The organism is Pseudomonas sp. GW823-FHT06E10, assembly GCF_058794995.1.
On the sequence record NZ_JBXAHJ010000019.1, the window covers coordinates 76,035 to 100,335 of the forward strand.

The 24,301-nt window shown below is 60.6% G+C and carries 27 protein-coding genes; 14 read left to right on the top strand and 13 right to left on the bottom strand.

Annotated features, from left to right (window positions below; translation table 11 throughout):
* Positions 1-2: 2 nt before the first annotated feature.
* Complete coding sequence (locus tag AC1Q6Y_RS25090) at positions 3-242, bottom strand: hypothetical protein (protein ID WP_057715461.1); 240 nt, start codon at positions 240-242, stop codon at positions 3-5.
* A gap of 165 nt (positions 243-407) precedes the next feature.
* Between AC1Q6Y_RS25090 and AC1Q6Y_RS25095 the strand changes: the two genes are divergently transcribed.
* Entirely contained in the window at positions 408-593 is a 186-nt protein-coding gene (locus tag AC1Q6Y_RS25095; protein WP_090454743.1) for a hypothetical protein, read from the top strand.
* A gap of 99 nt (positions 594-692) precedes the next feature.
* Complete coding sequence (locus tag AC1Q6Y_RS25100; protein WP_057715459.1) at positions 693-1,028, top strand: hypothetical protein; 336 nt, start codon at positions 693-695, stop codon at positions 1,026-1,028.
* Between the two features lie 95 nt (positions 1,029-1,123).
* Here the strand turns inward: AC1Q6Y_RS25100 and AC1Q6Y_RS25105 are convergent, their stop codons facing one another.
* Positions 1,124-1,684 (bottom strand): RrF2 family transcriptional regulator, encoded by a 561-nt coding sequence (locus AC1Q6Y_RS25105; protein WP_090454745.1) that lies wholly within the window; start codon positions 1,682-1,684, stop codon positions 1,124-1,126.
* Positions 1,685-1,998: 314 nt separating this feature from the next.
* On the opposite strand from AC1Q6Y_RS25105, the gene AC1Q6Y_RS25110 reads away from it, so the two are divergent.
* The 4 genes from AC1Q6Y_RS25110 (at position 1,999) to AC1Q6Y_RS25125 (ending at position 6,576) form a co-directional block, all read left to right on the top strand.
* The gene (locus AC1Q6Y_RS25110) at positions 1,999-3,201 is read left to right on the top strand and encodes an NAD(P)/FAD-dependent oxidoreductase (RefSeq protein WP_492625385.1); all 1,203 of its coding nucleotides are present in this window, start codon (positions 1,999-2,001) and stop codon (positions 3,199-3,201) included.
* Between the two features lie 138 nt (positions 3,202-3,339).
* Entirely contained in the window at positions 3,340-4,629 is a 1,290-nt protein-coding gene (locus AC1Q6Y_RS25115) for an NAD(P)/FAD-dependent oxidoreductase (protein ID WP_492625386.1), read from the top strand.
* A gap of 25 nt (positions 4,630-4,654) precedes the next feature.
* Entirely contained in the window at positions 4,655-5,209 is a 555-nt protein-coding gene (locus AC1Q6Y_RS25120) for a helix-turn-helix domain-containing protein (protein WP_008000492.1), read from the top strand.
* A 20-nt stretch (positions 5,210-5,229) separates the two neighbouring features.
* Positions 5,230-6,576: a glutamine synthetase family protein gene (locus AC1Q6Y_RS25125; RefSeq protein WP_154910976.1), complete on the top strand. Its 1,347-nt coding sequence runs from the start codon at positions 5,230-5,232 to the stop codon at positions 6,574-6,576.
* 183 nt (positions 6,577-6,759) lie between these two features.
* Here AC1Q6Y_RS25125 and AC1Q6Y_RS25130 read toward each other — a convergent pair whose 3' ends face one another.
* From AC1Q6Y_RS25130 to AC1Q6Y_RS25150, 5 genes are all read right to left on the bottom strand, one after another.
* Complete coding sequence (locus AC1Q6Y_RS25130) at positions 6,760-8,124, bottom strand: purine-cytosine permease family protein (protein ID WP_492625387.1); 1,365 nt, start codon at positions 8,122-8,124, stop codon at positions 6,760-6,762.
* 5 nt (positions 8,125-8,129) lie between these two features.
* On the bottom strand, positions 8,130-8,807 hold the full coding sequence (locus AC1Q6Y_RS25135) for a cysteine hydrolase family protein (protein WP_223503070.1): 678 nt from the start codon (positions 8,805-8,807) through the stop codon (positions 8,130-8,132).
* 90 nt (positions 8,808-8,897) lie between these two features.
* On the bottom strand, positions 8,898-9,047 hold the full coding sequence (locus AC1Q6Y_RS25140) for a hypothetical protein (protein WP_162130443.1): 150 nt from the start codon (positions 9,045-9,047) through the stop codon (positions 8,898-8,900).
* Between the two features lie 166 nt (positions 9,048-9,213).
* Entirely contained in the window at positions 9,214-10,257 is a 1,044-nt protein-coding gene (locus tag AC1Q6Y_RS25145) for an LLM class flavin-dependent oxidoreductase (protein WP_046043514.1), read from the bottom strand.
* Between the two features lie 210 nt (positions 10,258-10,467).
* Complete coding sequence (locus tag AC1Q6Y_RS25150; RefSeq protein WP_008000480.1) at positions 10,468-10,953, bottom strand: flavin reductase family protein; 486 nt, start codon at positions 10,951-10,953, stop codon at positions 10,468-10,470.
* Between the two features lie 323 nt (positions 10,954-11,276).
* Between AC1Q6Y_RS25150 and AC1Q6Y_RS25155 the strand changes: the two genes are divergently transcribed.
* The gene (locus AC1Q6Y_RS25155; RefSeq protein WP_492625388.1) at positions 11,277-12,683 is read left to right on the top strand and encodes a purine-cytosine permease family protein; all 1,407 of its coding nucleotides are present in this window, start codon (positions 11,277-11,279) and stop codon (positions 12,681-12,683) included.
* A gap of 69 nt (positions 12,684-12,752) precedes the next feature.
* Here the strand turns inward: AC1Q6Y_RS25155 and AC1Q6Y_RS25160 are convergent, their stop codons facing one another.
* Complete coding sequence (locus AC1Q6Y_RS25160; RefSeq protein WP_154947548.1) at positions 12,753-13,373, bottom strand: glutathione S-transferase family protein; 621 nt, start codon at positions 13,371-13,373, stop codon at positions 12,753-12,755.
* Between the two features lie 330 nt (positions 13,374-13,703).
* Here AC1Q6Y_RS25160 and AC1Q6Y_RS25165 point away from each other — a divergent pair, with 330 nt between their 5' ends.
* Positions 13,704-15,029, top strand: a complete 1,326-nt coding sequence (locus AC1Q6Y_RS25165) for an OprD family porin (RefSeq protein WP_492625389.1) — start codon at positions 13,704-13,706, stop codon at positions 15,027-15,029.
* A gap of 81 nt (positions 15,030-15,110) precedes the next feature.
* Here the strand turns inward: AC1Q6Y_RS25165 and AC1Q6Y_RS25170 are convergent, their stop codons facing one another.
* Together AC1Q6Y_RS25170 and AC1Q6Y_RS25175 are read right to left on the bottom strand one after the other, a co-directional pair.
* Positions 15,111-16,442 (bottom strand): ATP-binding protein, encoded by a 1,332-nt coding sequence (locus AC1Q6Y_RS25170; RefSeq protein WP_090454763.1) that lies wholly within the window; start codon positions 16,440-16,442, stop codon positions 15,111-15,113.
* Positions 16,439-17,179, bottom strand: coding sequence for a response regulator (locus AC1Q6Y_RS25175; RefSeq protein WP_008023822.1), 741 nt, complete (start codon positions 17,177-17,179; stop codon positions 16,439-16,441). Before AC1Q6Y_RS25175 ends, AC1Q6Y_RS25170 begins: the two co-directional genes overlap by 4 nt.
* Before the next feature lie 306 nt (positions 17,180-17,485).
* Here AC1Q6Y_RS25175 and AC1Q6Y_RS25180 point away from each other — a divergent pair, with 306 nt between their 5' ends.
* The 3 genes from AC1Q6Y_RS25180 (at position 17,486) to AC1Q6Y_RS25190 (ending at position 19,415) form a co-directional block, all read left to right on the top strand.
* The gene (locus AC1Q6Y_RS25180; RefSeq protein ID WP_057715446.1) at positions 17,486-17,749 is read left to right on the top strand and encodes a DUF2790 domain-containing protein; all 264 of its coding nucleotides are present in this window, start codon (positions 17,486-17,488) and stop codon (positions 17,747-17,749) included.
* Between the two features lie 48 nt (positions 17,750-17,797).
* The gene (locus AC1Q6Y_RS25185; RefSeq protein ID WP_340315575.1) at positions 17,798-18,052 is read left to right on the top strand and encodes a hypothetical protein; all 255 of its coding nucleotides are present in this window, start codon (positions 17,798-17,800) and stop codon (positions 18,050-18,052) included.
* Positions 18,053-18,197: 145 nt separating this feature from the next.
* Positions 18,198-19,415, top strand: coding sequence for a cytochrome c biogenesis protein DipZ (locus AC1Q6Y_RS25190; RefSeq protein WP_340315577.1), 1,218 nt, complete (start codon positions 18,198-18,200; stop codon positions 19,413-19,415).
* Between the two features lie 9 nt (positions 19,416-19,424).
* Here the strand turns inward: AC1Q6Y_RS25190 and AC1Q6Y_RS25195 are convergent, their stop codons facing one another.
* Positions 19,425-20,417, bottom strand: coding sequence for an AraC family transcriptional regulator (locus AC1Q6Y_RS25195; RefSeq protein ID WP_223503080.1), 993 nt, complete (start codon positions 20,415-20,417; stop codon positions 19,425-19,427).
* Between the two features lie 177 nt (positions 20,418-20,594).
* Here AC1Q6Y_RS25195 and AC1Q6Y_RS25200 point away from each other — a divergent pair, with 177 nt between their 5' ends.
* The gene (locus tag AC1Q6Y_RS25200; protein WP_057715442.1) at positions 20,595-20,864 is read left to right on the top strand and encodes a DUF4242 domain-containing protein; all 270 of its coding nucleotides are present in this window, start codon (positions 20,595-20,597) and stop codon (positions 20,862-20,864) included.
* Positions 20,865-20,909: 45 nt separating this feature from the next.
* Positions 20,910-21,722: a class I SAM-dependent methyltransferase gene (locus AC1Q6Y_RS25205; protein WP_407516093.1), complete on the top strand. Its 813-nt coding sequence runs from the start codon at positions 20,910-20,912 to the stop codon at positions 21,720-21,722.
* Positions 21,723-21,855: 133 nt separating this feature from the next.
* On the opposite strand, the gene AC1Q6Y_RS25210 is transcribed toward AC1Q6Y_RS25205, so the two are convergent.
* Positions 21,856-22,242: a DUF488 domain-containing protein gene (locus tag AC1Q6Y_RS25210; RefSeq protein WP_429522043.1), complete on the bottom strand. Its 387-nt coding sequence runs from the start codon at positions 22,240-22,242 to the stop codon at positions 21,856-21,858.
* A gap of 2 nt (positions 22,243-22,244) precedes the next feature.
* The gene (gene pcsA / locus AC1Q6Y_RS25215; RefSeq protein WP_492625390.1) at positions 22,245-22,967 is read right to left on the bottom strand and encodes a phosphatidylcholine synthase; all 723 of its coding nucleotides are present in this window, start codon (positions 22,965-22,967) and stop codon (positions 22,245-22,247) included.
* 257 nt (positions 22,968-23,224) lie between these two features.
* On the opposite strand from pcsA, the gene AC1Q6Y_RS25220 reads away from it, so the two are divergent.
* Positions 23,225-23,953 (top strand): tellurite resistance TerB family protein, encoded by a 729-nt coding sequence (locus tag AC1Q6Y_RS25220; RefSeq protein WP_492625391.1) that lies wholly within the window; start codon positions 23,225-23,227, stop codon positions 23,951-23,953.
* The last annotated feature ends 348 nt before the right edge of the window (positions 23,954-24,301 follow it).

Here is a 24,301-nt window from a genome sequence, read left to right on the forward strand (position 1 = left end):
CGCTATTGAGCCTTGTTGCGGCTAATGACCTTGGCCTTCACTTCCTCGGCGTAGCCGGACAGTTTTTCTTCATCGCCCTGAAATAAAGAACACAGTCTTTGAACGGCTTGCGCGTCGACTTCGCTCCCGAGCAGGCGCAATTGCTGCTCGATGCGCAACAGCTCGACGGCCGACCAGCGCAAATCTGACGCAAGCCCTTGCAGATCGCGCCGAAGTTCCTGTTCCGATTTGTTAAGCCACATGATGACCTCCTGAACTTTGCACACCAAAATTTTAGACCTGTTTACCGCGCCGTATGTTGTGTTCGTCTGAGTCAGCGAGGTCTCCTTTGGTCGGGAAAACTACAGTGAACGAAAAAATAAGCTGTCCTACTCAAGTGCTGATTGTTCCTGCGGGGGCGACGTAAAATGACCACAATCGATGATTTCAGGGCCATGGCCCAGGAATTGATCGCTGACCTGGAGGCGGCGACCAACGAGACGATGCAATTGATATCGGCGCATCAACTCAGCGAGCCGCAATGGGAGCAAGTCACACAACGCCAGCATGACGCCTGCGAAAGATGGATGGATTATCTGAATTCAAGGAACTAACCGGGGCAAGCGATATCAATGACAGTCGCTGAATCGTTGGGGATGGCTGTAGGGACGACGGCGAGCTACATTTTCTTATTTCAAATTAAAGGAAACAGCATGCGGATGTTGATGGGGGGAGTCGTGTTGGCATTGCTGGGCGGGTGCTCGTTGCCGGCTTCGTTGGTACCGGGTGAGCCGAATGTCAGCAAGCACAGCGAGAAGACGCCAAAAGAGTATGCGGCGTGCGTGTTGCCTGCCTGGCAAAAGGAAGTATCGAATACGACCCAGGTTTCGATATCCAACGGATTCCGCATCACCGCGCCCAGCGTGATCACGGCCGACGAAGTGCTGGATATCGTGAAGTACAAGGAAGGCAGCCGGGTTTCGCTGTATCAGGGGCCACCTTGGGCCAAGTCCGGCGACCTGCGCAAAATCGTGCGCGACTGTTTGTAAGCGCGGGAGGCTGAAAATCGGTCAGCGACCGATGTTCGCCTGAATCCAGAAAAAAACCGGATGCCTGGCGCGCATCCGGTTTTTTTTTGTGTGGATCAGTCTGAAAGGTTGGTCGTCGGAATGATTTGCTCACTGGCCTGGGCGGCACTTTTGCGTTCCCGGCGCTCGTTCATCCAGCTTTCCACTTTGACGCCGAACTCTGGCGGGGCCTTGCGCCCGAATTTCCTGGCGATGTCGAGGATGGTTTGTTGCGCGAGGGCCTCTTCCATGCGTTTTTGCGCAACCATCATCGCGCCATTGATCGCGCACAGACCCTCCAGTGCCCATTCAGGCGGGGCACCGTCAAACACGGCGCAACGACCACGGATCTCCCGACAATCGAAAATCGACTTGCGGCCGTCGATGGCATTGACGATATCCAGCAAGGTGATTTCGTCAGCGGGCCGGGCCAGCTTGAAGCCACCGCGCACGCCTTCGGTGGCGACCACCAGTCTGGCCTTGGCCAGCTTGGTGAAGATTTTCGCCAGATAGTCCTGAGGGACGCCTTGCAGATCGGCAAGGTCGCGCACGCTCGCTTCGCGCGAGTCGCCGCCATTACCCACCAGAAAAAGCAGGCAGTGGATGCCGTATTCGACACCCGCGCTGTAAAGAGACATGCAAATCTCCGACTGAATTAGTCGCAAATTCTAACAGCCGAGAGCAAGCAAGGCAACGAATCCCTTCTCGTTGGATCTTTTTTCATGACAGCAAAACACTCCTGTGATGCGCTGAATACATGGGGGTCAGGTCATGGCTCACGTTTTTCGGTGGCAGCCCTCGATAAAAACCTGTTGCGGGATTTAACTAGGATCAATACAGTCGTAGTTGCTCGGTCGCAGTGGCAGACGCTTATCTGGGTACAAGCCCGCGTCGGTCCTTAAACCGCTCAACGATTTTCAACACTTGGTCATTCCCCCCCAGGAGTCAAAAAATGAAACAGCACATTCTGGTGATCGGCGCAGGTTTCGGTGGCATGTGGACCGCATTGAGTGCCACGCGCCTGTTCGACATTCACGGCCACAACGATGTTGAAGTGACCGTGCTGGCGCCTCAGGCCGAACTCCGTGTGCGTCCGCGCTTCTACGAACCGAATGCCCATCAACTGGCCGCGCCGATTGGCGATCTGTTTGATGCTGTAGGGGTCAGGTTCATCAAGGGCGCGGCGCAGACCATCAACGTCGAGCAAAAGCAGGTCGGCTATGTCGATGCCGCAGGGACCCGACAAGTCTGCAGCTACGACAAACTCGTTCTGGCTACCGGCAGTCGCTTGGCTTCGTCGAGCACTCCGGGCGTGGCCGAACATGCCTTCGATGTCGATCAGATCGAGCAGGCCGTTCGCCTGGAAAACCACCTCAAGGCGCTGGCCAGCCAGCCCGAAAGCAAGGCGCGCAACACGGTGGTGGTGGCCGGTGGCGGTTTCACCGGGATCGAAACGGCGACTGAAATGCCGACTCGCCTGCGGGCCATCTTCGGCGACCGTGCCGACATCAATGTGATCATCGTGGACCGCGGCGATAAAGTGGGCGGCTCGATGGGTGAGCAAATCGCCGAATCGATCGTTGAGGCCAGCGTGGCGACCGGCGTGCAATGGCACTTGAAAGCTTCGGTTGTGTCGGTCGATGCCGACGGTGTCACCCTGTCCGACGGTGCTCGCATCGATGCAAAAACCGTGGTCTGGACCACCGGCGTTCGCGCCAGCTCCCTGACCGAGCAGATTCCTGCCGAACGTGATCACCTGGGCCGTCTGCATGTCGACGCGCACCTGAAAGTCATTGGCCAGAACGACATCTTCGCTACCGGCGACGTCGCCTATGCGGCCAGTGACGAGATCGGCAACTACGCCTTGATGACCTGTCAGCATGCTATTTCGCTGGGCCGCCATGCCGGCAACAATGTCGCCGCGCTGCTTCTCGGTGTTGACCCGACGCCGTACAGCCAGCCGAAATACGTGACCTGCCTCGATCTGGGCGCTTGGGGCGCGGTGTACACCGAGGGTTGGGATCGTCAGGTCAAATTGGTCAAGCACGAAGCCAAGGCATTGAAGACTCAGATCAACACCCAGTGGATCTACCCACCGGCGGCTGATCGCGCCTCGGCGCTGGCTTCGGCGGATCCGATGATTCCCGTGGCCTGATAGATTCGAACATCACGTCTGAATAAAAACATCCCGCTCGGGTTCGCCTGAGCGGGATTTTTTACGCGTTGATTGCTTGTGTGAAATTTACCGTGTATTTTTTCATGAAATTAAAAATACAAAATTTCACGAGGCCGTATGTTTCAGCAATCCACCCGGCATGTCGCCAGTTACTACGCCCATACCTGCGCCGATCGTCTGGTCAATCGAGCCGTACTGGAAGGTGAACAAGACACCGAAGTGCTGATCATCGGGGCCGGGTTCAGTGGATTGCACACGGCTTTGCGTCTGGCGCTGGCCGGCAAGCGCGTGACCTTGCTCGAAGCCAGCCGGGTGGCCTGGGCCGCGTCCGGGCGTAATGGCGGTCAGGCGATTCTCGGCTGGTCGTGCGACATGCCACCGCTGGAAGCGGCGCTGGGTTACGAACGGGCGCGGCGCTTGTGGGACGGCATGCGCTGGGCCGCGCGCGAGCTGCGTGACTTGCCCGGCCGCCATGAGTTCGATTGCGACTACCGCGCCGGTCATCTCTGGACCTCGGTGATGCCCCGTCGGGTAGGCCTGCTGACCGAGTGGCAACACGAGGCGAGCCACAAGTGGGGCCACGACAAACTGCAATTTATCGAGCGCAGCGATTTGCCGCAGTGGGTTGCCAGCGAGCGTTATCAGGCCGGCCTGTTCGATCCCGAGGGCGGGCATTTGAATCCGCTGAAACTGGCCCTGGGCCTTGCGGATGCGATCGAGCGGTCCGGTGGCCGCATCCACGAGCAAAGCAAGGCGCTGAGCTATCGCGAGGAGGGCGACGGGTTTGTGGTGACCACCGAGCGCGGTCGTATTCGCACCGATGTGCTGGTGCTGGCGTGCAACGCTTACCTCGATCGACTCGACCCGCAACTGGCCAGTTGCGTGTTGCCGGTCGGGACGTATCAGGTCGCGACCGCGCCGCTGACGAAGGAGTTAGCCACCGCGCTGTTGCCGAGCAATGTGTGCGTGACCGACAACCAGTTCGTACTCGATTATTTCCGCCGCACCCCGGATAACCGCCTGCTGTTCGGCGGCGGTTGCACTTACCTGGGCGGCATGCCCAAGGACATCGCTGCTGCGACCCGGCCGTTCCTGGAGCGCGTGTTCCCGCAACTCACCGGCGTCGATCTGGAGTTTGCCTGGGGCGGCCACATCGACCTGACCCTCAAGCGCACACCGGATATCGGCCGCCGTGGCGATCTGTACTGGATGCAGGGGTATTCCGGGCATGGCGTGCTGCCAACACTGGCCGCGGCGAGGGCGGTGTCCGACGCGGTACTCGGTCAGCCCGACGAGTTGTCCCTGTACCAGGGCCTGAACAACGGCAGTTTTCCCGGCGGCAAATACCTGGCCGCGCCGCTGGAAGCCATCGGCAAGGCCTGGTATCGACTGCGCGACAGCATTTGAAGCGACACTTTCTGGAAGCCTCTAGATGGACATGCAAGAAGAGATCTCGGCGCTGGCGATCCTGATCCAGGACCTGCGCAAACACAAGAAGTACACCCTGAAGGAACTGGCGGACAAAATCGGCCGCTCCGTGGGTTTTCTGTCCCAGGTCGAGCGCGGCCTGTCGCGCCCGACGGTGGCGGACCTGACCGCCATCAGCGAAACCCTAGGGGTGCCGACCACCTATTTCTACAGCCTGCCCAAACCCATGGCCTTGTCCTGGGTCACTCGCCCGGACGAGCGCCGCACGCTGTATTACGCCGACGGCATCACCGACATCCTCGTTTCGCCGAAAATGCGCGCGTCGTTCTCGATGCTCGAAAGCCAGCTCGAACCCGGTGCCAGCAGCGGTGACCGGCACATGAAGGACAGCTCCGAGCAGGGCGGTTATGTCCTGGAAGGGGAACTGACCCTGTGGCTCGACGACAACGAGCCGGTGACCCTGCACCCCGGCGACAGCTTTCAACTGGCCAGCCATGCGCACTGCCGCTACGGCAACCTGTCCGACCAACTGACCCGCGTGCTTTGGGTTTACACCTGATAACAACAAGGAACAAAACGATGGATGCTGTGTGCTCTGAACTGCTGGCCGAGGTTCGCAACTTCCGCCACTGCAACCCCGAAGTGCGTTACGTCGACTTGATCTCCCTGGACATTCCGGGGCATTTCTACGGCAAGCGCTACCCGATCGAGATGCTGGAAAAAGTCGCTGCCGGCAGTGCATTGAAGCTGCCGCAGAACTGCGTGCTGCTCGGCACCCAGGGTGGGCTGTTCAAGATCGGCGATTACTGCTTCAACGATGGTGATCCGGACGCGCTGCGCCGTTTGGTGCCCGGCACGCTAAAACTGGTGAGCTGGGAAAAGCAGCCCTTGGGCCAGATGCTGATCACCTCCGACGGCACCGAAAAACCCATCGAATTCGAACCCCGTGAAGTGCTGGCGCGGGTGCTGGACCGTCTGCACCGCAAAGGCATTTTCCCGGTGGTGGCCTTCGAGCTGGAATTTTACCTGTTCGACAGCCGCTTGAAGGACGGCTTGCCGCAATTTCCCCGTGATGAGTTGACCGGCGATGCCGACGATCAGCCGAACATGCACATCGAGCGCTTGTCGCGCTTCGCCCCGGTGCTCGATGAAATGGTCGAGACGGCACGAGCCCAGGGCGTCGATGCCACGGTGATCACCGCCGAGCTCGGCCCGGGCCAGTTCGAAATCAACTTCGGCCATTGCGATGACGGCCTGCGCGCCGCCGACTGGGCGGCTCTGTTCTGCCGCAGCACCCGGGGCGTGGCGCTCAAGCACAACCTGCGCGCCAGCTTCATGGCCAAACCTTACTTGCAACACCCCGGCAGCGGCATGCACGTGCATGTCAGCCTGTATGACCAGGCCGGCAACAACCTGCTGGCGGCGAACGGCCAGCGGGCGTTGCGCCATGCGGTGGCCGGTTGCCTGGATGTGTTGCCGCACTGCATGCCGATTTTTGCCCCGAACCACAATGCCATGCGCCGCCTGAGCGGCACGGTGAACGTCGCGTCCCGCGCCAGTTGGGGCTTCGAGGATCGCGATGCCTGCTTGCGGATTCCGGAGTCGGACATCAAGAACCTGCGCATTGAACATCGTCTGGCCGGCGCCGATGCCAATCCTTATCTGGCGTTGGCGGCGATTCTGGTGGGGTTGGAGCAAGGTCTGGAAGGGGAGCGCGAGCCAATTGCACCGCTCAACGAAGACCGCGGCAGTGGCATCGATTTTCCATTGGAAATGCTCGAAGCGGTGCAGTCCATGCAAAATCATGCAGTGCTGCGCGAAGGCTTGGGGGCGGAGTTCGTGGACGTCTACTGCGAAAACAAGCGTCAGGATCATCTGGCATTTCTGCATGACATCAGCGCGCGGGAGTATCGCTGGTTCCTGTAGTCGCCCTTAGAAAATATGTGGATATTTAATGGGTTAGAGCGTTTAGTAACTGGATAGTGAATAAAAATATCTTGTTACAGGCCGAAATATTCCGTAATATCCGCGCCGCGTTCACCACCACGGTTTATGCATTTTTAAATCCCAGGCGTCCATCAGCTGCCTGGGATTTTTTTTGCCTGAAATTTAGTCGGCCGCTGACTCCATCATCGGCGCTCGCTTGCCGAGCTTCATCAGCCAGTAATAACTCAGCGCCGGCACCAGCAACCCGACGATCCACGCCAGGTCCACTCCCTCCAGCGCCGTGGCCACCGGGCCGACATACAGCGTGGTGTTCATGAACGGAATTTCCAGGGCAATCGCCAGCAGGAAACTGCCGCAGGCAATCCGGTTGACCCGCCCGTAGATCCCGTTCAAGTCGAAGATGTCGTCAATCCGGTATTGGCCTTTGCGCAGGCAGTAGTAGTCCACCAGATTGATCGCCGTCCACGGGATCAGGAAGTAGCTCATGAAGAAGATGAAGTTGAGGAAGAAGCTGATGAAGTCGTCCTGACTGATGGTGCACAGGGCCGTGGCCAGCAGGCTGATCAGCAGCATGAACACACCGCGTACCCGCGGGGTCACCTTGAGCCGGGCGAAAGGTTCGATCACGGTGATGGTCGACATGAACGCGCCGTACAGGTTGAACACATTGATCGACACCTGGCCGTAGACGATGAAGGCGAACAGCAGCACCGCGCCAGCGCCGAACAGACCGGCGACATGCCCGCCGACGTTGCTGGAAAAGTCGCCGATGCCGACGCTCAGGATCGCCCCGAGAATCATCATCCACGCGCCGCCGCTGACCGTGCCGGCGTAGCTGTACCAGAACACCTGGGCGGTGGGCGTGTTGCTCGGCAGGTAGCGCGAATAGTCGGCGACATAAGGTGCATAGGACAGTTGCCAGGTCACGGCAATGCTCACCGCCACCAGGAACTTCGACAGCGAGAAGCCTGTTGGCAGCCATTGTTCGGCCGGGATCGGCAACTGCAAGGCGAGCACCGTGGCGGCCACGAACACCACCAGCGACAGAATCGACAGCAGCTTCTGCAAGCGGTGAATCAACCGATAGCCATAGAGCGCGACGACGAAGCACAACGCGCCGATCAGGTAGATATTGCCGGACATCGGCAGTGGGCTGACGGACTCCAGCGCCTGGGCCGCGAGCAAGGTGTTGCTGACGAAGAAACCCAGGTAGATCAGCATCACGAACAGCAGCGGCAACACCGCCCCCAACACGCCGAATTGTGCCCGGCTCTGGATCATTTGCGGAATGCCCAGCTTTGGTCCCTGGGCCGAGTGGGAGGCCATGAAAATCGCCCCCAGCAACGAGCCGATGATGATCGCCAGCGCACTCCAGAACAGGTTGAGTCCCATCACCACCGGCAACACGCCGGATGCAATGGTGGTGATGTTCATGTTGGCGCCGAACCAGATGTAGAACAGCGAACCCGGTTTGCCGTGACGTTCGGTTTCGGGGATGAAATCGATGCTTCTTTTTTCGACTTGCATGGCGATCACTCCTGAGTCCGGACGAGGTGGGATTGCAGACGGGCGATGGTGCTTTGCAGCTCATGGGGCTGGTGGGCAAACAGGTCCGGCTGCTCGGGGATCAGGCTGATGTGATCGAGCTGTTGCAGGGCGCGCTGGCACTCGGTCGTGGTGAGGATTTCCAGCGCGTAGACCCAGTTGGCCATGATCAGCAGGGCAGAGTAATGCCCGGCCTCGGTGGTCGTGGTGCAGGCATCGCTGACCAGGCGCACGCGATAACCCAGGGCGAAGGCATCGAACACGCTGGTCAGCACGCAGACGTCGGTCAACACGCCGCAGACGATCAGCGTGTCGACCTCCATTGCCTTGAGTCGGGCATCGAGGTCGGTGCGGTGGAAGGCACTGTAACGGCCCTTGTCGATGATCAACTCACCGGGCTGAGGCGTCAGTGACTCGATGATTTCCACTTGGCGGGTGCCGGCGCGGTAACTGCCGGGGCCACCGTCGGCGGCCAGAGGTTCGCCGTGGGGCAGGTCACTGCCGTCGGCCTGATTGATGTGGCGGGTATAGATGACAGGCATCCGCTGATGGCGGGCGGTATCGAGCAGGGTGGCGGTATTGGTAGCCACTGTGTCGAAGTTTTCCAGGACGAAGCCGTCCTCCTGCTGCATGTCGATGATCAACAGCGCGTTGTTATTGTTCATTGGGCAAACCTGATCAAGACGAAACACGATGCACCGTACGCGCCATGCAATGGCGAGACGCGGGGTGCGTGATTGGCTGTTCGGGTGGGCTCAGTGAACTATTTGCCAGAAACCGTTCTGCTTGGCCGAAACGCTGGCGCGCAGGCGCTTGAAATGCAGGTGCGAAGCGGTCCATTCACCGCGCAGGTAAGCCCGCGCGGCGCCGGAGGGAAGGGCGAGTGATGGGAGGCGACCAGTCATCATTGGAATCGACCCTCGTAGGAGCGAGCCTGCTCGCGAAAAACTCTGGACAACGCGGTCATTCAGATGGCCCGCGTTATCGTTGGCGTCCATCGCGAGCAAGCTCGCTCCCACAGTTGAGGTGTGCTGACCCCCGGCTTCGCGTCCGGGGAGCAGGGCGGCGCAATCAGCGGAACGCTGGCACCACATGCTTGATGAACAGCTCCAGGGATTTTTTCTTTTCCGCGTGGGGCAGGCTGTTATCGCACCAGAAGCTGAATTCGTCGACCCCCAGTTCCTGGTAGTACTTGATGCGCGGAATGATTTCTTCCGGGGTACCGATCATGGCGGTCTTGTGCAGGCTTTCCAGTTCGAACTCAGGGCGACCGGCGAATTTCTCTTCCGGGCTCGGCGCGAGGAAGCCATTGACCGGGGTGGTCTTGTTGCCGAACCAGGCATCGAAGGTGCGATAGAACCTGGAGATTGCCTTGGCCCCGACTTCCCAGCCTTGAGGATCGTCGGCGGTGTGCACGTGGGTGTGACGCAGTACCATCAGTTGCGGTCGCGGCACGCCGGGGTTGTTGTCGAGCGCGGCCTGGAATTTGTTCTTCAGGTCGAGGACTTCCTCGTCGCCTTTCATCAACGGCGTGACCATGACGTTGCAACCGTTGGCTACGGCGAAGTTGTGCGAGTCCGGGTCGCGGGCGGCGATCCACATCGGCGGGTTCGGCTGCTGGATCGGCTTGGGTACGCTGGTGGAGGTCGGGAATTTCCAGATGTCGCCGTCATGGGCGTAGTCGCCGTTCCACAAAGCCCGCACCACCGGAACCATTTCCCGCAACGCCTGGCCGCCAGAGGAGGCCGGCATGCCGCCGGCCATACGGTCGAACTCGATCTGGTAGGCGCCACGGGCCAGGCCGACTTCCATGCGTCCGTTGCTGATCACATCGAGCAACGCGCATTCACCGGCCACACGCAGCGGATGCCAGAACGGCGCGATGATGGTGCCGGCGCCCAGGTGAATGGTGGTGGTCTTGCCCGCCAGGTAAGCCAGCAGCGGCATCGGGCTTGGCGAGATGGTGTATTCCATGGAGTGGTGTTCACCGATCCACACGGTGCTGAAACCACCGGCCTCGGCCATCAGCGTCAGTTCGGTCAGGTCTTCGAACAACTGGCGGTGGCTGACGCTCTCGTCCCAACGTTCCATGTGTACGAACAGGGAAAACTTCATGACGCTTACCTCGGATCTATTGTTGTCGGCCAGTCGATCGCGGGCCTGTTGATTATTGGTATACCATAATACGAAATCTGTGCAAATGTTTCTCACTGGTCAGTGAGCAACCTGTGGGAGCGAGCTTGCTCGCGAAAGCGGTCTGCCGGGCCATGTGGATGTGACTGACAAACCGTCTTCGCGAGCAGGCTCGCTCCCACAAGGCGGAGATCAGGCCAGAACGGGCAGGGCGCCCATCTTGCCGTGGCAATACACCAGTGGCCCGCTGCTCTGGCGGGGCACGATCAGGTTTTTCACCGCGCCGACCATGATGGCGTGGTCACCGCCTTCATATTCGCGCCACAGCTCACATTCGATGACCGCCGTTGCATTGGCCAGAATCGGGTTGCCCAGCTCGCTGAGCGTCCACTCGATCCCCTGGGCCTTGTCCTTGCCTTTGCGCGCGAAGGCATAGGCTTCGTTTTGCTGGCCGCCGGAAAGCACGTGGATGGCAAAACGTTTGTTCTTGATCAGGACCGGGTAGGAATCGGAGCTGTAGTTGGGGCAGAACAGCACCAGAGCCGGGTCCATCGACAGCGAGCTGAAGGCGCTGGCGGTCAGGCCGACGATTTGCCCGTCGTCATCCAGGGTGGTGATCACGGTCACTCCGGACGGGAACGAACCCATGACTTGTTTGTAGATGGCGGCATCGATCATTGGACGGTCCTCGGGTGGTGTGACGCGTTTTTATGTGTTTATAGGTCTGATGGTATACCGTAATACATCGATTGCAAGGTCTTTTTAGGTGAACCGATAAACGTAAGGCTTTCGTCTGGAACCCAATGATTGCTGGGCTTTAAGCTAGCAAACGCTGGCGTGGATCGGGCAGGATGCCGGCTCAGATGCTTGTTCAAAGACCGGATCAGTCTTGTTTAAAGTTTGGAATACCATAATATGGTCCGCATCTGAGGGGCGGCCATAGAGTCCCCCCGGTTTGGCTTCATACAAAGATAAGAACAGACAAACTCGAGTTCATGCACATGTCCCAGATGTCCCGGCAAGACCCGTTGATCGAGAATCACACGGTCGACTACGTTCCACTCGCAGAGCGCCACGGGAAGGCCCGCGATCTTTTCACCCTGTGGTTCAGCACCAATATCGCGCCACTGCCCATCGTCACCGGCGCCATGGTGGTCCAGGTGTTCCACCTCAATCTGTTCTGGGGGTTGCTGGCGATTGCCCTCGGGCACATGGTCGGCGGCGTAGTGATTGCGCTGGCGTCGGCCCAGGGACCGTGCATGGGCATCCCGCAGATGGTGCAGAGCCGTGGTCAGTTCGGCCGCTATGGCGCGCTGCTGATCGTGTTCTTCGCGGCATTGATCTACATCGGTTTCTTCATTTCCAACATCGTGCTGGCAGGCAAATCGATTGTCGGCATTGCGCCGTCGGTTCCGGTGCCGGCCAGCATTCTCATCGGCGCCTTAAGCGCCACGGCCATCGGGGTGATCGGTTATCGCTTCATCCATACCCTGAACCGCATCGGCACCTGGGTGATGGGCGGTGCCTTGCTCGCCGGTTTCCTCTATATCTTCGCCCATGATCTGCCGGCGGACTTCTTCACTCGCGGCGGGTTCAACCTGTCCGGCTGGCTGGCCACGGTGTCGCTGGGCATCATCTGGCAGATCAGCTTCTCGCCGTATGTGTCGGACTACTCGCGTTACCTGCCTGCGGATATTGGGATCGCCAAGCCATTCTGGGCCACGTATCTGGGGGCGACCCTGGGCACGATCCTGTCGTTCACCTTCGGCGCCGTGGCGGTACTGGCGACCCCGGAAGGCACCGAGGCGATGGCGGCGGTCAAGCAGTCCACCGGTTGGCTGGGGCCGATCCTGATGGTGTTGTTCCTGCTCAACATCATCAGCCACAACGCCTTGAATCTGTATGGCGCAGTGCTGTCGATCATCACCTCGATCCAGACCTTCGCCAGCCAATGGACGCCCAGCATCAAGGTGCGCGTGGTGTTGTCGGGCATCGTGCTGGCGGGTTGCTGCGTGGTGGCGCTGGGGGCCTCGGCGAATTTCATTTCGCAATTCATCGGCCTGATTCTGGCGCTTTTGCTGGTGCTGGTGCCGTGGGCCTCGATCAACCTGATCGACTTTTACCTGATCAAGCGTCGTCGCTATGACATCGCCTCGATCTTCCGGGCCGACGGCGGCATCTACGGTCGCTTCAACCTGCATGCGATCATTGCCTACTTCATCGGCATCATCGTGCAACTGCCATTCGCCAATACTTCACTGTACGTCGGACCGTATGCCAATCTGGTGGAGGGCGCGGACCTGTCGTGGCTGGTGGGGCTGGTGGTGACGTGCCCGTTGTATTACTGCCTCGCTACGCGAAGCCAGTCGCAGGAAACCCGTTCGGCGAAGTTCGGCTACACCGACTGAGGCAAAGTCGTTTCGTGTTCGTCAGAAAATGCCCGGCGACATGGGGGCATTTTTGTTTTCGGTGAACGCTCAGGAATGGTTGAACACATTCAGGCCGCGTTGAACTGCCGGCCTGGCTTCGACTGTGTCGAACCAGCGTGATAGCTGAGGCAGTTGCTTCCAGTCCAGCCGATCACGGAACGCCGTGGCAATGGTGAAGGCCGAAATGTCGGCCATGGAGAACTGCGCTCCGGCCATGAAGTCGTCCGTCAGAAAGCTTTCCGAGTAGGTGAGCTGTTCAATCACCCGCAGATCGATGATCGCCGCCGCCTTGGTCTGCCCCGCCTGGTGCAGAAAAAAGGCGGCGTGGCTGGGGGCGATGACATCGGTCACGAAAAAGAAATAGCGGTCGATCACCCGGGTGCGATCAGGTCCTGGCTGCGCCGGTGCCAGCCTTCCGGGCGCAATGGAATCGGCGTACTGGATGATGGCGTTGGACTGGTTGATGACCAGCACCGGAGTTGTCCCGTGATCGATCAGGGTCGGCACTTTCCCAGCCGGGTTAAGCGCCAGGAAGGCCGGGCCACGGTGTTCCTGTGCATACAGGTCGAGCCTGCGTGCCGTATAGGCGATGCCCGACTCTTCCAGGGCAATCGCGGCCCTCAGGCTGTTGCCGGTGTTCGCGCCGTAAAGTTCGATTTGATCGTTCATGGGGCATTGCTCTTGTAGTGACATACCAGCAGTCACCGATCGCTGCCGATGAAGTCAGTATGATGAAAATCCGCCGCACCGATATTCAAAAACAGTGATCGTCCATACCCCTGTGCGACAAGGCTTATCCCTGTACGAAAACTACTTTCACCGCGTTTGATAATAGCCTCTCGAAGTGTTTTAAGAGTTTCACAAGCCAGTCAGTCAACCCTCACCTCGAACGTCCGATGACTCATGTCACTCATCGAGCGCTGATGCGTGGGCGGTAATCGGGTCCTGTCTGGCGGTGAAAACCTTCAAATAACGATAAGAAACACCCAGGAGCCCCCTATGTTCAAACGAGCGATTCCCACCGCAGTCCTGCTGGCCACCAGTTCGGTGTGCGCACAGGCTGCCGATACCGCAGGCCATGGCTTTCTGGAAGACAGCAAGGCCAGCCTGTCGATTCGCACTCTGTACTTCAACAGCGACAATCGCGATGGCAGTGCTGCCCCCTCGAAAACCGAAGAGGCGGCCCAGGGTTTCGTGTTGCGCTATGAGTCCGGGTTTACGCAGGGCGCGGTGGGGTTCGGGCTCGACGCCCAGGCGTTGCTCGGCATCACGCTGGACAGCGGAGCAGGGCGCCACGTCGGTAGCGGCATGATTCCCTCTGATGGCGACGGCGCGGCCGATGCCTGGAGCAGCTTCGGCCCTACGGCGAAAATGCGCGTGGCCAAGACTGAATTTCGCTACGGCACCTTGCTGCCGAAATTGCCGATCCTTCTGGCGAACGATGCCCGTGTGTTGCCGCAATCGTTTACCGGCGCGCAGGTCACCTCGAACGACATCGATGGCCTGACGTTGACCGGCGGGGTGCTGGAGCACGCGGTAGGGCGCGCCTCGACGGACCGCACAGGTTTGTCGGTCGCCGGCAGCACGCAGGACAGTAACAAGTTCTACTACGCCGGCGGTGACTACAACCTCGCCAGGAACCTGAAGACCCAGTATTACTTCGCGCAGCTGGAAGACTTCTACAACCAGAACTTCCTCGGCCTGACGCACATCCTGTTCATCGACAGCGCAAGCTCGCTCACCACCGACCTGCGTTACTTCCGTACCACATCGAGCGGTGCCAACAGCTCTGCCTCCGGCCGCGCGCAAGGCTATCGGGTATCGGGCTACACCGACGACAACGATGGTGAAATCGACAACAGCACCTGGGCCGCGATGGTCACCTACAGCCACGGTGGTCACGCAGTGTCGGTGGGGCATCAACGTGTGGGCGATGGCAGCAACTTCGTCCAGCCCAACCAGGGCAGCCTGGTGGACAAGGGGGCGGGCGGCGGCAGTGTCTACCTGCCCACCGACAAGATGATCCAGAACTTTGCCCGGGCCGGCGAACAGACGAATTTCGGCCAATACACCTACGACTTCGCGCCCTTGGGCGTGCCGGGCCTGAAAGCCTCGATCGTGTATCTGAAGGGCACGGACATCAAGGCGCAAAACGCCAGTGACCAGTCCGAGTGGGAGCGCGACATGACCCTGGACTACGTGTTGCAATCGGGTACGTTCAAGGGGGTGGGGTTCACACTGCGTAACGCCAGGTCCAATACCGATGCCGGGCGCAACGTGGATCAGAACCGGTTCATCATCAATTACACCTTGTCGTTGTTGTAATCACGGCGCACCCCCTGTGTGCGGGCTTGCCCGCGAAGGCGGCCTGACAGCCGACCATTTTCTACGGTTGGTCCGGCATTCTCACCCCTGAGCCAAACCCTTCTGCCCCGGCAATCGCAACTCCGCACACAACCCGCCCCCTTCGCGATTGCTCAAGGTCAAGGAGCCTCCAATCGCGACCGCCAGTTGCTGGGCGATCGCCAGCCCCAGCCCGGTGCCGCCGGTGCTGCGGTTGCGGGAATTCTCAACGCGGTAGAACGGTTCCATCACTTGCTTGAGTTCTTCCTCGGCGATCCCCGGACCACGGTCGAGGATCTTGATCGAGAGGTTGCCATCGGCCTGCTTTTGCACCCGCAACTCGGCGGCACCGGCAAACTTCAATGCGTTGTCCGTCAGGTTGACCAGCACCCGGCGCAAGGCGTGGGGGCGTGTGTCGATGACGGCGGCACTCTTGCCGCTGAGCTGAACATCCTTGCCCACGTCCTGATAGTCGAACACCAGGCTGTCGAGAAACGAGTCGAGATCGGTGCGGCGGCTTTCTTCGGTGGCGCCGTGGATGCTGCGGGCGTAGGCCACGCCTTCGCGCACCAGGTGTTCCATTTCGCCCAGGTCGTTCCACAGTTTGTCTTTTTCGCTGGAGTCGTCCATGAACTCGGCGCGCAGTTTCATGCGGGTGATCGGGGTTTGCAGATCGTGGGAGATTGCCGCGAGCAATTGCATGCGTTCCTTCAGGTACGCCGCGATGCGTGCCTGCATCGCGTTGAAGGCCTTGGCGGCGTGGGCGACTTCGGTCGGGCCTTTTTCGTCCAGGAGTACGGGATGGGCGTTGGGGTCCAGGGTTTCGACGGCACCGGCGAGGCGGGTGAGGGGGCGGATGGCGATTCTGACCGCCAGCCAGGAGCAGGCCAGCATCAGCGCCAGTTGCCCGAGCAACACGACGGGCAGCCAGGGCGACAACGGCACCATCGCCGGGCGGACGTCGATGGTCAGCGGGCTGCCATCGGCCAGGTTCAAGTGCACCTGGAAATGTTTTTTCGGCCCGGGGATGTCGGTAAAGGTCATCGGGTAATCGTGGCCGATGGCGTCTTTGATCGAGGCAATGGCAATGGGCGCATCGGGCATGTCGGTGCGGATGGGCGTGCCCGGCGACCCCTCATTGAGCATGTAACTGTAATTGCGCCGCTCCAGTTGTTTGAGCCAGGCGGCTCGCTCATCGGCGGGCAAGCGGTCGAGGATGGCAACGGACGTGGAAACGTCGGTTTCCAGGTTGCCGAGCATGGTGTTTTTCGAGGACTCGTAGCGTTCGTAGTACTGCGCGCCGAAGGACAGCGCCTGGGCGAGGATCAGCCCGATCAGGAATATCAGCGACAGCCGCGAGGCCAGGGTCCGCGGCCAATGCAGCGCCAGGGTCATGATTGATCGCCCAGGATTTCCACCGGCAGGGAAAACACATAGCCTTCGCTGCGCACGGTCTTGATGTAGGCCGGTTCGCGAGCGTCGTCGAGCAAGCGCTGGCGCAGACGACTGACCAAAAGATCGATGGAACGGTCGAACAGGTCGGCGTCGCGGCCCTGGGTCAGATTGAGCAATTGATCGCGGTTGAGCACCCGTTGTGGATGGTCGAGAAACACCCGCAGCAATCGATATTCAGCACCGCTCAGGGCCACCATGGTGCCGTCTGCATCGAGCAGGTGACGGGCCGAGGTGTCCAGGCGCCAGCGCCCAAAGGCCAACAGGCGGCTGGCTTCGGTCACCACCAGGTTCGGTGGCAGCATGCGGGTGCGTCGCAGCACCGCGTTGATCCGCGCCAGCAGTTCACGGGCAGCGAATGGCTTGACCAGATAGTCGTCGGCACCCATTTCCAGGCCGAGGATGCGATCGGTTTCATCGTTGCGGGCGGTGAGCATCAGCACTGGCGTGGCCTTGTGCTTGCCGGCGCGCAGTTCGCGGCAGAGCAGCAGGCCATCGTCACCCGGCATCATGATGTCCAGCACGATCAGGTCCACCGGGGTGGTTTCCAGAAAGGCGCGCATCTGCCGTCCATCCGCCACGACCGTGGTGCGCAGGCCGTTCTTCTTCAGGTAGTTGCCAACCAGTTCGCGGATTTCGCGGTCATCGTCAACGATGAGGATGTGATCAACGTGATCCATTGGGCCAAACCTCTGGTGAATGGGGAATGCCACACAGTCTATCGAGCCTGGGCGGGCTCGCCTGCCGCCCTTTGTATTGCAGTGTATCCGGCTTGCCTGCGGATACACACGAAGGCAAAAAAGCCGATTTCCAGCGGTTTTGTATTGCTTTGTATCCAGGCACCGTTCTGATACGTACCGATTGATTCTCGCCGATTCCCGACACAGACGAGATACCTCGCAGGCTTTTAATAGGTTCCATCGAGGCAAACCAGAGCGCCTCGGCCCAACGAACAGTTGACCTGTTGAAACCTTGAGGAGTCCGCCATGAACACCAAAGCCATCTACGCAGCCTGCCTGTTTGCCGCACTGAACATCTGCACCTTGTCGGCCCGTGCCGAAGCCGATGTCGCTCCCAGAACCTACACCTATGGCACCCAACTGGATATCAGGAAAGTGGTGTCGCTGACCGAGGACACTACGCCTTCCTGCGGCGTGGTGAATGCGCGGCTGACGTACCTCGACTCCCAGTCAAAAACCCAGGTGCTGGATTACAGCAAATTCGCCGACAACTGCAATTCGGAAAACTGAGTGTCGCGATCAACCCCCGCCAAATCCATTTGCAACTGGAAGGACATCATGAACAACGTTACCCGCTACTTGACCGCCATCGTCTTTTCCGTCGCCGGTGTGGCGGCCCATGCCAACGCCGCTGTCGAGCAAAGCGCCTGCGCCAGCAACACCTGCTTCCAGCTCACGCCGGTTGCAGAGAAGGGCACCCAGGGCTTCCTGGCGCAAGACGGCTCCAGCCGCACGCCGCAGGGGCAGATGCTCGCCGAGAACGGTTCCAGCCGCACGCCTCAGGGGCAGTTGCTGGATGAGCAGACGGCTTGAGAACACCCCGATCCACTGTGGGAGCGAGCTTGCTCGCGATAGCGATGGTTCAGTCAACGATGTGTCGCCTGACCGGACGCCATCGCGAGCTGGCTCGCTCCTACAGTGGTGATGTGTTGCCCTCTAATTTGCATTAGGTGATCCCATGTTACTCATCGCTTTCCTGGGCGGCATATTGACCGTCCTCAGCCCTTGCATCCTGCCGGTCGTTCCATTCCTGTTTGCCGGGGCCGACCGTACACGCTCCTCGATCCTGCTGACCCTCGGCGGCATGGTCCTGACCTTTGCCCTGGTCTCCAGCCTGGCCGTGGTCAGCAGTGAGTGGGTGATACAGGCCAGCAACACCGGCCGCCACGTGGCGCTGGCGGTGATGGTGCTGTTCGCCCTGTCGCTGATCTCCGCCCGGGTCGGTGACTGGCTGGCCCGTCCCTTCGTGCTGCTGGGCAATCGCATCGACCCAGACTCGCGCAAGATGTCCGGGCCGCTGGCTTCGATCATGATCGGTGTCGCCACCGGGCTGCTCTGGGCACCCTGCGCGGGGCCGATCCTCGGGGTGATTCTCACCAGCGCCATGCTGCAAGGTGCGAACGCCGGCACCAGTCTGTTGCTGGTGGCCTATGGCGCGGGCAGTGCGCTGTCCCTGGGCATCTTGATCTTTGCCGGGCGCGGCCTGGTCAATCGCTTGAAACCGTCGATTCCGGTCACCGGCTGGTTGCGCCGTGGCGCCGGGGTTGCGGTGCTCGCCGGTGCGGCGGTGATTGCAACGGGGGCCAATGACCTGTTGTTGGCCAACACCTCATCGGAAGGTGTCAACAGTGTGGAGAAAGGCGTGCTGGAAGCCGTGCCGAAAGTCGTCGATTACCTGGTCAGCAAGGTCAAGGCAGACAGCACCATGGGCGATGCCCAAGGCGCCATGCCCTCGCTGTCCGGCGCGGTGGAATGGCTCAACTCGCCGGCACTGAGCAACGAAGCCCTGAAAGGCAAGGTTGTGCTGGTGGACTTCTGGACCTTCGACTGCATCAACTGCAAGCACACCCTGCCATACGTGAAGGAGTGGGCGAAGAAATACGAAAAGGACGGACTGGTGGTGATCGGCGTGCACACGCCTGAATACGGCTTTGAGCGCATCATCGACAACGTCAGGGCCAAGGTGAAGGAATACGGCATCACCTACCCGGTGGCGATCGACAACAACTACGCGATCTGGCGCAACTTCGACAACCAGTACTGGCCGGCGCACTACCTGATCGATGCCAAGGGGCAGGTGCGTTACACCCACTTCGGTGAAGGCAGCTACGACACTCAGGAAAAAATGATTCAGCAGTTGCTGGAGGAGGCCAAGGCCGGCGCGCCAGCGGCGTAACTTGTTCGATCAATGGCTCACGGGTCTTGCCCCGTGGGCCATGGTTTTTTTCTCCTGACCGCGCCGCCACGCCGCCGGTGGCGCACCGAACTCGCGACGGAAGGCGCGGCTGAAAGCGGTATCGGTCTGGTAACCGACTTCTTCGGCGATGCGCGTCAATGAGCTGTTGCTGCTGCGTAACAGGTTAGCGGCGAGCAACATGCGCCATTGCGTCAGGTACTGCATCGGCGACACCCCCATCAGTTGCTGGAAGCGTTCGGCCAACACCGATCTTGAGGTGTTGGCGGTGCGCGCCAGTTCTTCCAGTGTCCAGGCGTGGCAGGGTTTTTTGTGCAAGGCGTTGAGGGCTGCGCCGACGATGCGGTCGCGCACACCGGCCAGCCAGCCGGTGCGGCCTTCGCCTTGTTCGTTCATGTACAGGCGCAACACTTCGATGAACAGCACTTCGGCCAGTTTGGCCAATACCCCTTCGCCGCCAGGGCGGGGCGAGCGGGCTTCGGCGAGGGCATAGCGCACGGAGGATTCCAGCCAGATACCGGCATCCGAACCGCGCACATTGACCCGCACCACCGCCGGCAAGCCCTTGAGCAATATGCCCGCCAGGCGCGTGTCGCACGCCAGGTAACCGCACACCAACCGGGTGACCGCGCCACCTCCGCCATAACTCAACTGCCGGGGCCGGCGCGCCAGCACGGCATCCAGTCGCGCACCCGTGGCCGGGGGCAATCCGGGACGTGAGCACATGCGATGGGCGTCGCCCTGGGGGAAGATCACCACGTCGCCCGCACTCAGATGCAGCGGCGGGTCATCGCCCAGTTCAACGTAGCACTCACCTTCGGTTATCAGGTGAAAGATCACTACCCGTTCCGCATCGGGCTCCAGAAACGGCGCGGCGGTGTCGGCGCTGGGCGACTGGTAGCACCAGGGCGCGGTGAACCGGGCGTTGATAAAGATCGCGCCGACCAGATGCACGACGCGCAGGGTCTGCGACAGAGCGTCCATTGGGGTTTCCCGTGGAAGGATTTCTGATTGTGAGCGCCTCGGCGCGCAACGTGGAATCTCCGGACGATCGGGCAGGGTTGGGCGACGATCGGACAGGACGCCAGCGCCCGTCAGGGCGATAGTTTGATCACAGGGTGAGTGCCGCCCTGCCATCAAGAACAATAAAGAGAGGTTGCCATGCCTAAGTTCGTCATTGAACGTGAGATCCAGGGCGCCGGAGCATTATCGGATAGGGATTTGAAAGCCGCTTCGCAAAAGTCCTGCCGGGCGTTGCGTGAGTTGCCTGAGGTGCAGTGGCTGCAGAGCTATGTCACCGGTGACAAGCTCTACTGCGTGTACATCTCGCCGAACGAAGAGCAGATCAGGGAGCACGCTCGGGTGAGCGGGTTTCCCGCCAATCGCATTTCCCAGGTCATGAACATCATCGATCCGACAACGGCGGAGTGAATGCCCGCCAGGCCCGACTCGTGTTTCAACCCAGAGACCTTCTCCATGAGTACACCTATTGATCTGACTGCCTTGAAAAACCGCCAGATGGCCTCCTGGGCCAGCGGCGACTACGCCGTGATCGGCACCACCCTGCAGATCGTCGGCGAGCAACTGGCCGAAGCCTGTGACCTGTTGTGCGATGAGCGCGTGCTCGACGTTGCCGCCGGTAACGGCAACGCAACCCTCGCGGCTGCGCGCCGTGGCTGCCAGGTGACGTCCACCGACTATGTCGCCGCCTTGCTCGAACGCGGCGAAGAACGGGCCCGGGCAGAACGGCTGAATGTCTCCTTCCAGGTCGCCGATGCCGAAGCCTTGCCCTTTGCCGACGGCAGCTTTGATGCCGTGCTGTCGACCTTCGGTGTGATGTTCACGCCGGACCAGCCCAAAGCCGCCGCGGAACTGGCACGGGTTTGTCGCCCGGGCGGGCGGATAGGCTTGGCCAACTGGACGCCGGAAGGTTTCGTCGGCCAGATGTTCAAGACCCTTGGCCAGCACCTGCCACCCCCTCCGGGTGCCAATCCGCCCTCACGCTGGGGCACCGAAGCCTGGCTGCACGAGCATTTCGACGAACGTGAATTCCTGCTCCAGGTGACGCGTCGCACGTTCAATTTCCGCTATCGCTCGGCGGCGCATTTCATCGACACCTTCCGCCAGTGGTACGGGCCGGTGCACAAGGCCTTCGCCGCGCTGCCCGAGGATGGCGCCAAGGCCCTGGAGACCGACTTGACCGAGCTGATCAACCGGTTGAACCGGGCGGGCGACAAGTCGCTGGTGGTGCCGAGTGAATACCTGGAGGTGGTGATCACGCGGCGTTGAATGACAACCCTGTAAAAAACTGTGGGAGCGAGCTTGCTCGCGATAGCGGTCTTCCAGTCACAGATGCTGTGGCTGACCCACCGCTTTCGCGAGCAAGCCCGCTCCCACAGGGGTTGTGTGGTGGTCATGGCATCTAAATCACTACGGCCCCACGCGCCTCCAGCAACTCGCGCAACACCGACCGATGGCAATGCGCTTCATCCTCGCAATAACAGCCCACGGCCAGGGACGTCTGATGGGACAACGCGGCCAGCAGATCCAGTAACTGACTGGCAGCGGGCTGGCTCATCTCGGCCTTGAACTTGCGCCGGAACACCTCCCAGGCCTTGGCATCTTGCGCGGCCTTGGCCTCGGCCACCAACTGCGTACTGGGCGACAGCAGCGGCTGCCAGACATCATAAAAGTCCCGACGGGCGAATTCGGCTTTCGGTACGCCACGGGGAGGGCGGCGTACCGTGCCCAGGCGCAATCCTTCATCGGGTCGACGGGGTGAGCCGAGTTGAACGATATGGACCGCCATGGCTACTTGAGCCTCGATTCGTCGAACCACTCCAGCGCCGTGCGCCACAAGCAGATGCCCATGAAGTACGCCGACATCAGCAGCCACAGCCCCATCACCCACGGGTTGATCAGCGGATGGTTGAGCACCAGTGACAGGCTGCACAGCAACCAGATGGCCGTCACCGCAATGTTGATCGGCATGAACCGGCGCACGCGAAACGGGTGCAGGAATTTCATCCGGGTCACGGTCAGCAGGGCCAGGCCAACGACTGTAATGAAGGTGATCCACGGCGAGGGGGCGATGATGTAAAGGCACAGGGCAACCACGTTCCAGGCGGCGGGGAAGCCCTGGAAGTAGTTGTCCTTGCTCTTCATGTTGACGTTGCAGAAGCAGAACAGCGACGACACCAGAATCAGCGACACGCTCAGCAGCAAGGTGTAGTCCGGCAACGGGATATAGCGATAGATGAACAGTGCCGGGATAAACACGTACGTCAGGTAGTCGATCACCAGGTCGAGGATCGAGCCATCGAAGCTCGGCAACACCGACTGCACGTTGACCTTGCGTGCCAGCGCACCGTCCAGACCGTCAACGATCAGGGCGACACCCAGCCAAAGCAGGCAATGGGTCGGCTGGTTTTCCAGCAGGGACAGGGTGGCGAGGAAAGCGGTGACCACGCCAGTGGCGGTAAAACCATGGGCGCCCCATGCTTTGAGCCTGGCGATGTACAGGGTTGAAATCACAGGGGCGTTCTCCAGTGAATGAAGCAAGCCAGTTGTCACCTCGTGTACGGGGTGGTGGCAAACCGGGTCGGGTTGCAGGTATCGACCGGGTATCCGGGAATAAGGTTCACCACTCATGAATCTTAGCTGCGCCGCAAGAAAATACCCCGGACGAATCCGGGAAAGCGCGGGCGGGTCAGCCCAACGGTGCTGGCACATTCGCCTGCGGGGGCTATCGTTGCCTGACTGGATAAACGCCCTTCAAGAGGACAAACGTCATGAACACCAGCGATCTGCTCGAACAATTACTGCGCGCCGGCCAGGGCTCGATGGCGCGACAGGGTGGCGGTGGCGCATCGGCCCAGGGTGGGCTCGGCGACCTGGGTGGATTGCTCGGCGGTTTGTTGGGCGGGGGTGCCGGTACCAGTGCTGGCGGCGGTGGCGCAGGGTTGGGCGGTTTGCTCGGTGGTTTGCTTGGCGGCGGTTCGCCGATGGGCGGTGCTCCGCAAAGTCGCTCCGCTGGCGGCACCAATTATGCCGCGCTGGCGTCCCTGGGCATGATGGCGTTCCAGGCGTACCAGGCCTGGCAGCGCAGTCAGGCCTCGGCGCCGCAGGAGGCGCCACGGACCGTGGACTTGCTGGCCGGCCCGGAGGCCGAGGAACACAGCCATGCGATCCTGCGGGCATTGATTGCCGCGGCCAAGGCCGATGGCCGCATCGATGCCGCCGAGAAACAGATGATCAGCACTGAAATCGGCCGTCACACCGACGATCCGCAATTGCAGCAATGGCTGGACGACGAGGTCGCCAAGCCACTGGATGCCTATGACGTCGCGCAGTCGGCCACGGACCCGGGCATGGCCTCGGAGATGTACCTGGCCAGCGTCATGCTGGTGGACGACCAGCAGGACGCCGAGCGCAATTATCTGGATGAACTGGCCGCGGCGTTGCAGATCGACCCGCAGTTGCAAGTCCACCTGGAGCAGCAGGCCAAGGGCACTGCCTGACGGGGTGCTCCCACATTTTGATCGCCGCCGAGCGCCGATGCCGTGTGCGCTGAAAAAATACTGTGGGAGTGAGCCTGCTCGCGATGCGGTCGACCCAGTCAACATCCCAGGAGCCTGACACACCGCCATCGCGAGCAGGCTCGCTCCCACATTTTGATCGCCGTCGAGCGCAGATTCCCTGTGCGCTGAAAATCACTGTGGGAGCGAGCTCGCTCGCGATGCGGTCGACCCAGTCAACATCCCAGGAGCCTGACACACCGCCATCGCGAGCAAGCTCGCTCCCACATTTTGATCGCCGCCGAGCGCCGATGCCGTGTGCGCTGAAAATCACTGTGGGAGCGAGCCTGC

What these genes read in the sequence shown, in the direction of transcription:
- AC1Q6Y_RS25160 (WP_154947548.1), bottom strand. Translation starts at nt 13,373, where the DNA reads ATGAACGATCAAATCGAACTTTACGGCGCGAACACCGGCAACAGCCTG.
- AC1Q6Y_RS25095 (WP_090454743.1), top strand. Translation starts at nt 408, where the DNA reads ATGACCACAATCGATGATTTCAGGGCCATGGCCCAGGAATTGATCGCT.
- AC1Q6Y_RS25165 (WP_492625389.1), top strand. Translation starts at nt 13,704, where the DNA reads ATGTTCAAACGAGCGATTCCCACCGCAGTCCTGCTGGCCACCAGTTCG.
- AC1Q6Y_RS25145 (WP_046043514.1), bottom strand. Translation starts at nt 10,257, where the DNA reads ATGAAGTTTTCCCTGTTCGTACACATGGAACGTTGGGACGAGAGCGTC.
- AC1Q6Y_RS25115 (WP_492625386.1), top strand. Translation starts at nt 3,340, where the DNA reads ATGTTTCAGCAATCCACCCGGCATGTCGCCAGTTACTACGCCCATACC.
- AC1Q6Y_RS25190 (WP_340315577.1), top strand. Translation starts at nt 18,198, where the DNA reads ATGTTACTCATCGCTTTCCTGGGCGGCATATTGACCGTCCTCAGCCCT.
- AC1Q6Y_RS25200 (WP_057715442.1), top strand. Translation starts at nt 20,595, where the DNA reads ATGCCTAAGTTCGTCATTGAACGTGAGATCCAGGGCGCCGGAGCATTA.
- AC1Q6Y_RS25170 (WP_090454763.1), bottom strand. Translation starts at nt 16,442, where the DNA reads ATGACCCTGGCGCTGCATTGGCCGCGGACCCTGGCCTCGCGGCTGTCG.
- AC1Q6Y_RS25155 (WP_492625388.1), top strand. Translation starts at nt 11,277, where the DNA reads ATGTCCCAGATGTCCCGGCAAGACCCGTTGATCGAGAATCACACGGTC.
- AC1Q6Y_RS25195 (WP_223503080.1), bottom strand. Translation starts at nt 20,417, where the DNA reads ATGGACGCTCTGTCGCAGACCCTGCGCGTCGTGCATCTGGTCGGCGCG.
- AC1Q6Y_RS25110 (WP_492625385.1), top strand. Translation starts at nt 1,999, where the DNA reads ATGAAACAGCACATTCTGGTGATCGGCGCAGGTTTCGGTGGCATGTGG.
- AC1Q6Y_RS25105 (WP_090454745.1), bottom strand. Translation starts at nt 1,684, where the DNA reads ATGTCTCTTTACAGCGCGGGTGTCGAATACGGCATCCACTGCCTGCTT.
- AC1Q6Y_RS25120 (WP_008000492.1), top strand. Translation starts at nt 4,655, where the DNA reads ATGGACATGCAAGAAGAGATCTCGGCGCTGGCGATCCTGATCCAGGAC.
- AC1Q6Y_RS25220 (WP_492625391.1), top strand. Translation starts at nt 23,225, where the DNA reads ATGAACACCAGCGATCTGCTCGAACAATTACTGCGCGCCGGCCAGGGC.
- AC1Q6Y_RS25205 (WP_407516093.1), top strand. Translation starts at nt 20,910, where the DNA reads ATGAGTACACCTATTGATCTGACTGCCTTGAAAAACCGCCAGATGGCC.
- AC1Q6Y_RS25135 (WP_223503070.1), bottom strand. Translation starts at nt 8,807, where the DNA reads ATGAACAATAACAACGCGCTGTTGATCATCGACATGCAGCAGGAGGAC.
- AC1Q6Y_RS25125 (WP_154910976.1), top strand. Translation starts at nt 5,230, where the DNA reads ATGGATGCTGTGTGCTCTGAACTGCTGGCCGAGGTTCGCAACTTCCGC.
- AC1Q6Y_RS25175 (WP_008023822.1), bottom strand. Translation starts at nt 17,179, where the DNA reads ATGGATCACGTTGATCACATCCTCATCGTTGACGATGACCGCGAAATC.
- AC1Q6Y_RS25140 (WP_162130443.1), bottom strand. Translation starts at nt 9,047, where the DNA reads ATGACTGGTCGCCTCCCATCACTCGCCCTTCCCTCCGGCGCCGCGCGG.
- AC1Q6Y_RS25130 (WP_492625387.1), bottom strand. Translation starts at nt 8,124, where the DNA reads ATGCAAGTCGAAAAAAGAAGCATCGATTTCATCCCCGAAACCGAACGT.
- AC1Q6Y_RS25090 (WP_057715461.1), bottom strand. Translation starts at nt 242, where the DNA reads ATGTGGCTTAACAAATCGGAACAGGAACTTCGGCGCGATCTGCAAGGG.
- AC1Q6Y_RS25185 (WP_340315575.1), top strand. Translation starts at nt 17,798, where the DNA reads ATGAACAACGTTACCCGCTACTTGACCGCCATCGTCTTTTCCGTCGCC.
- AC1Q6Y_RS25180 (WP_057715446.1), top strand. Translation starts at nt 17,486, where the DNA reads ATGAACACCAAAGCCATCTACGCAGCCTGCCTGTTTGCCGCACTGAAC.
- AC1Q6Y_RS25100 (WP_057715459.1), top strand. Translation starts at nt 693, where the DNA reads ATGCGGATGTTGATGGGGGGAGTCGTGTTGGCATTGCTGGGCGGGTGC.
- AC1Q6Y_RS25150 (WP_008000480.1), bottom strand. Translation starts at nt 10,953, where the DNA reads ATGATCGATGCCGCCATCTACAAACAAGTCATGGGTTCGTTCCCGTCC.
- AC1Q6Y_RS25210 (WP_429522043.1), bottom strand. Translation starts at nt 22,242, where the DNA reads ATGGCGGTCCATATCGTTCAACTCGGCTCACCCCGTCGACCCGATGAA.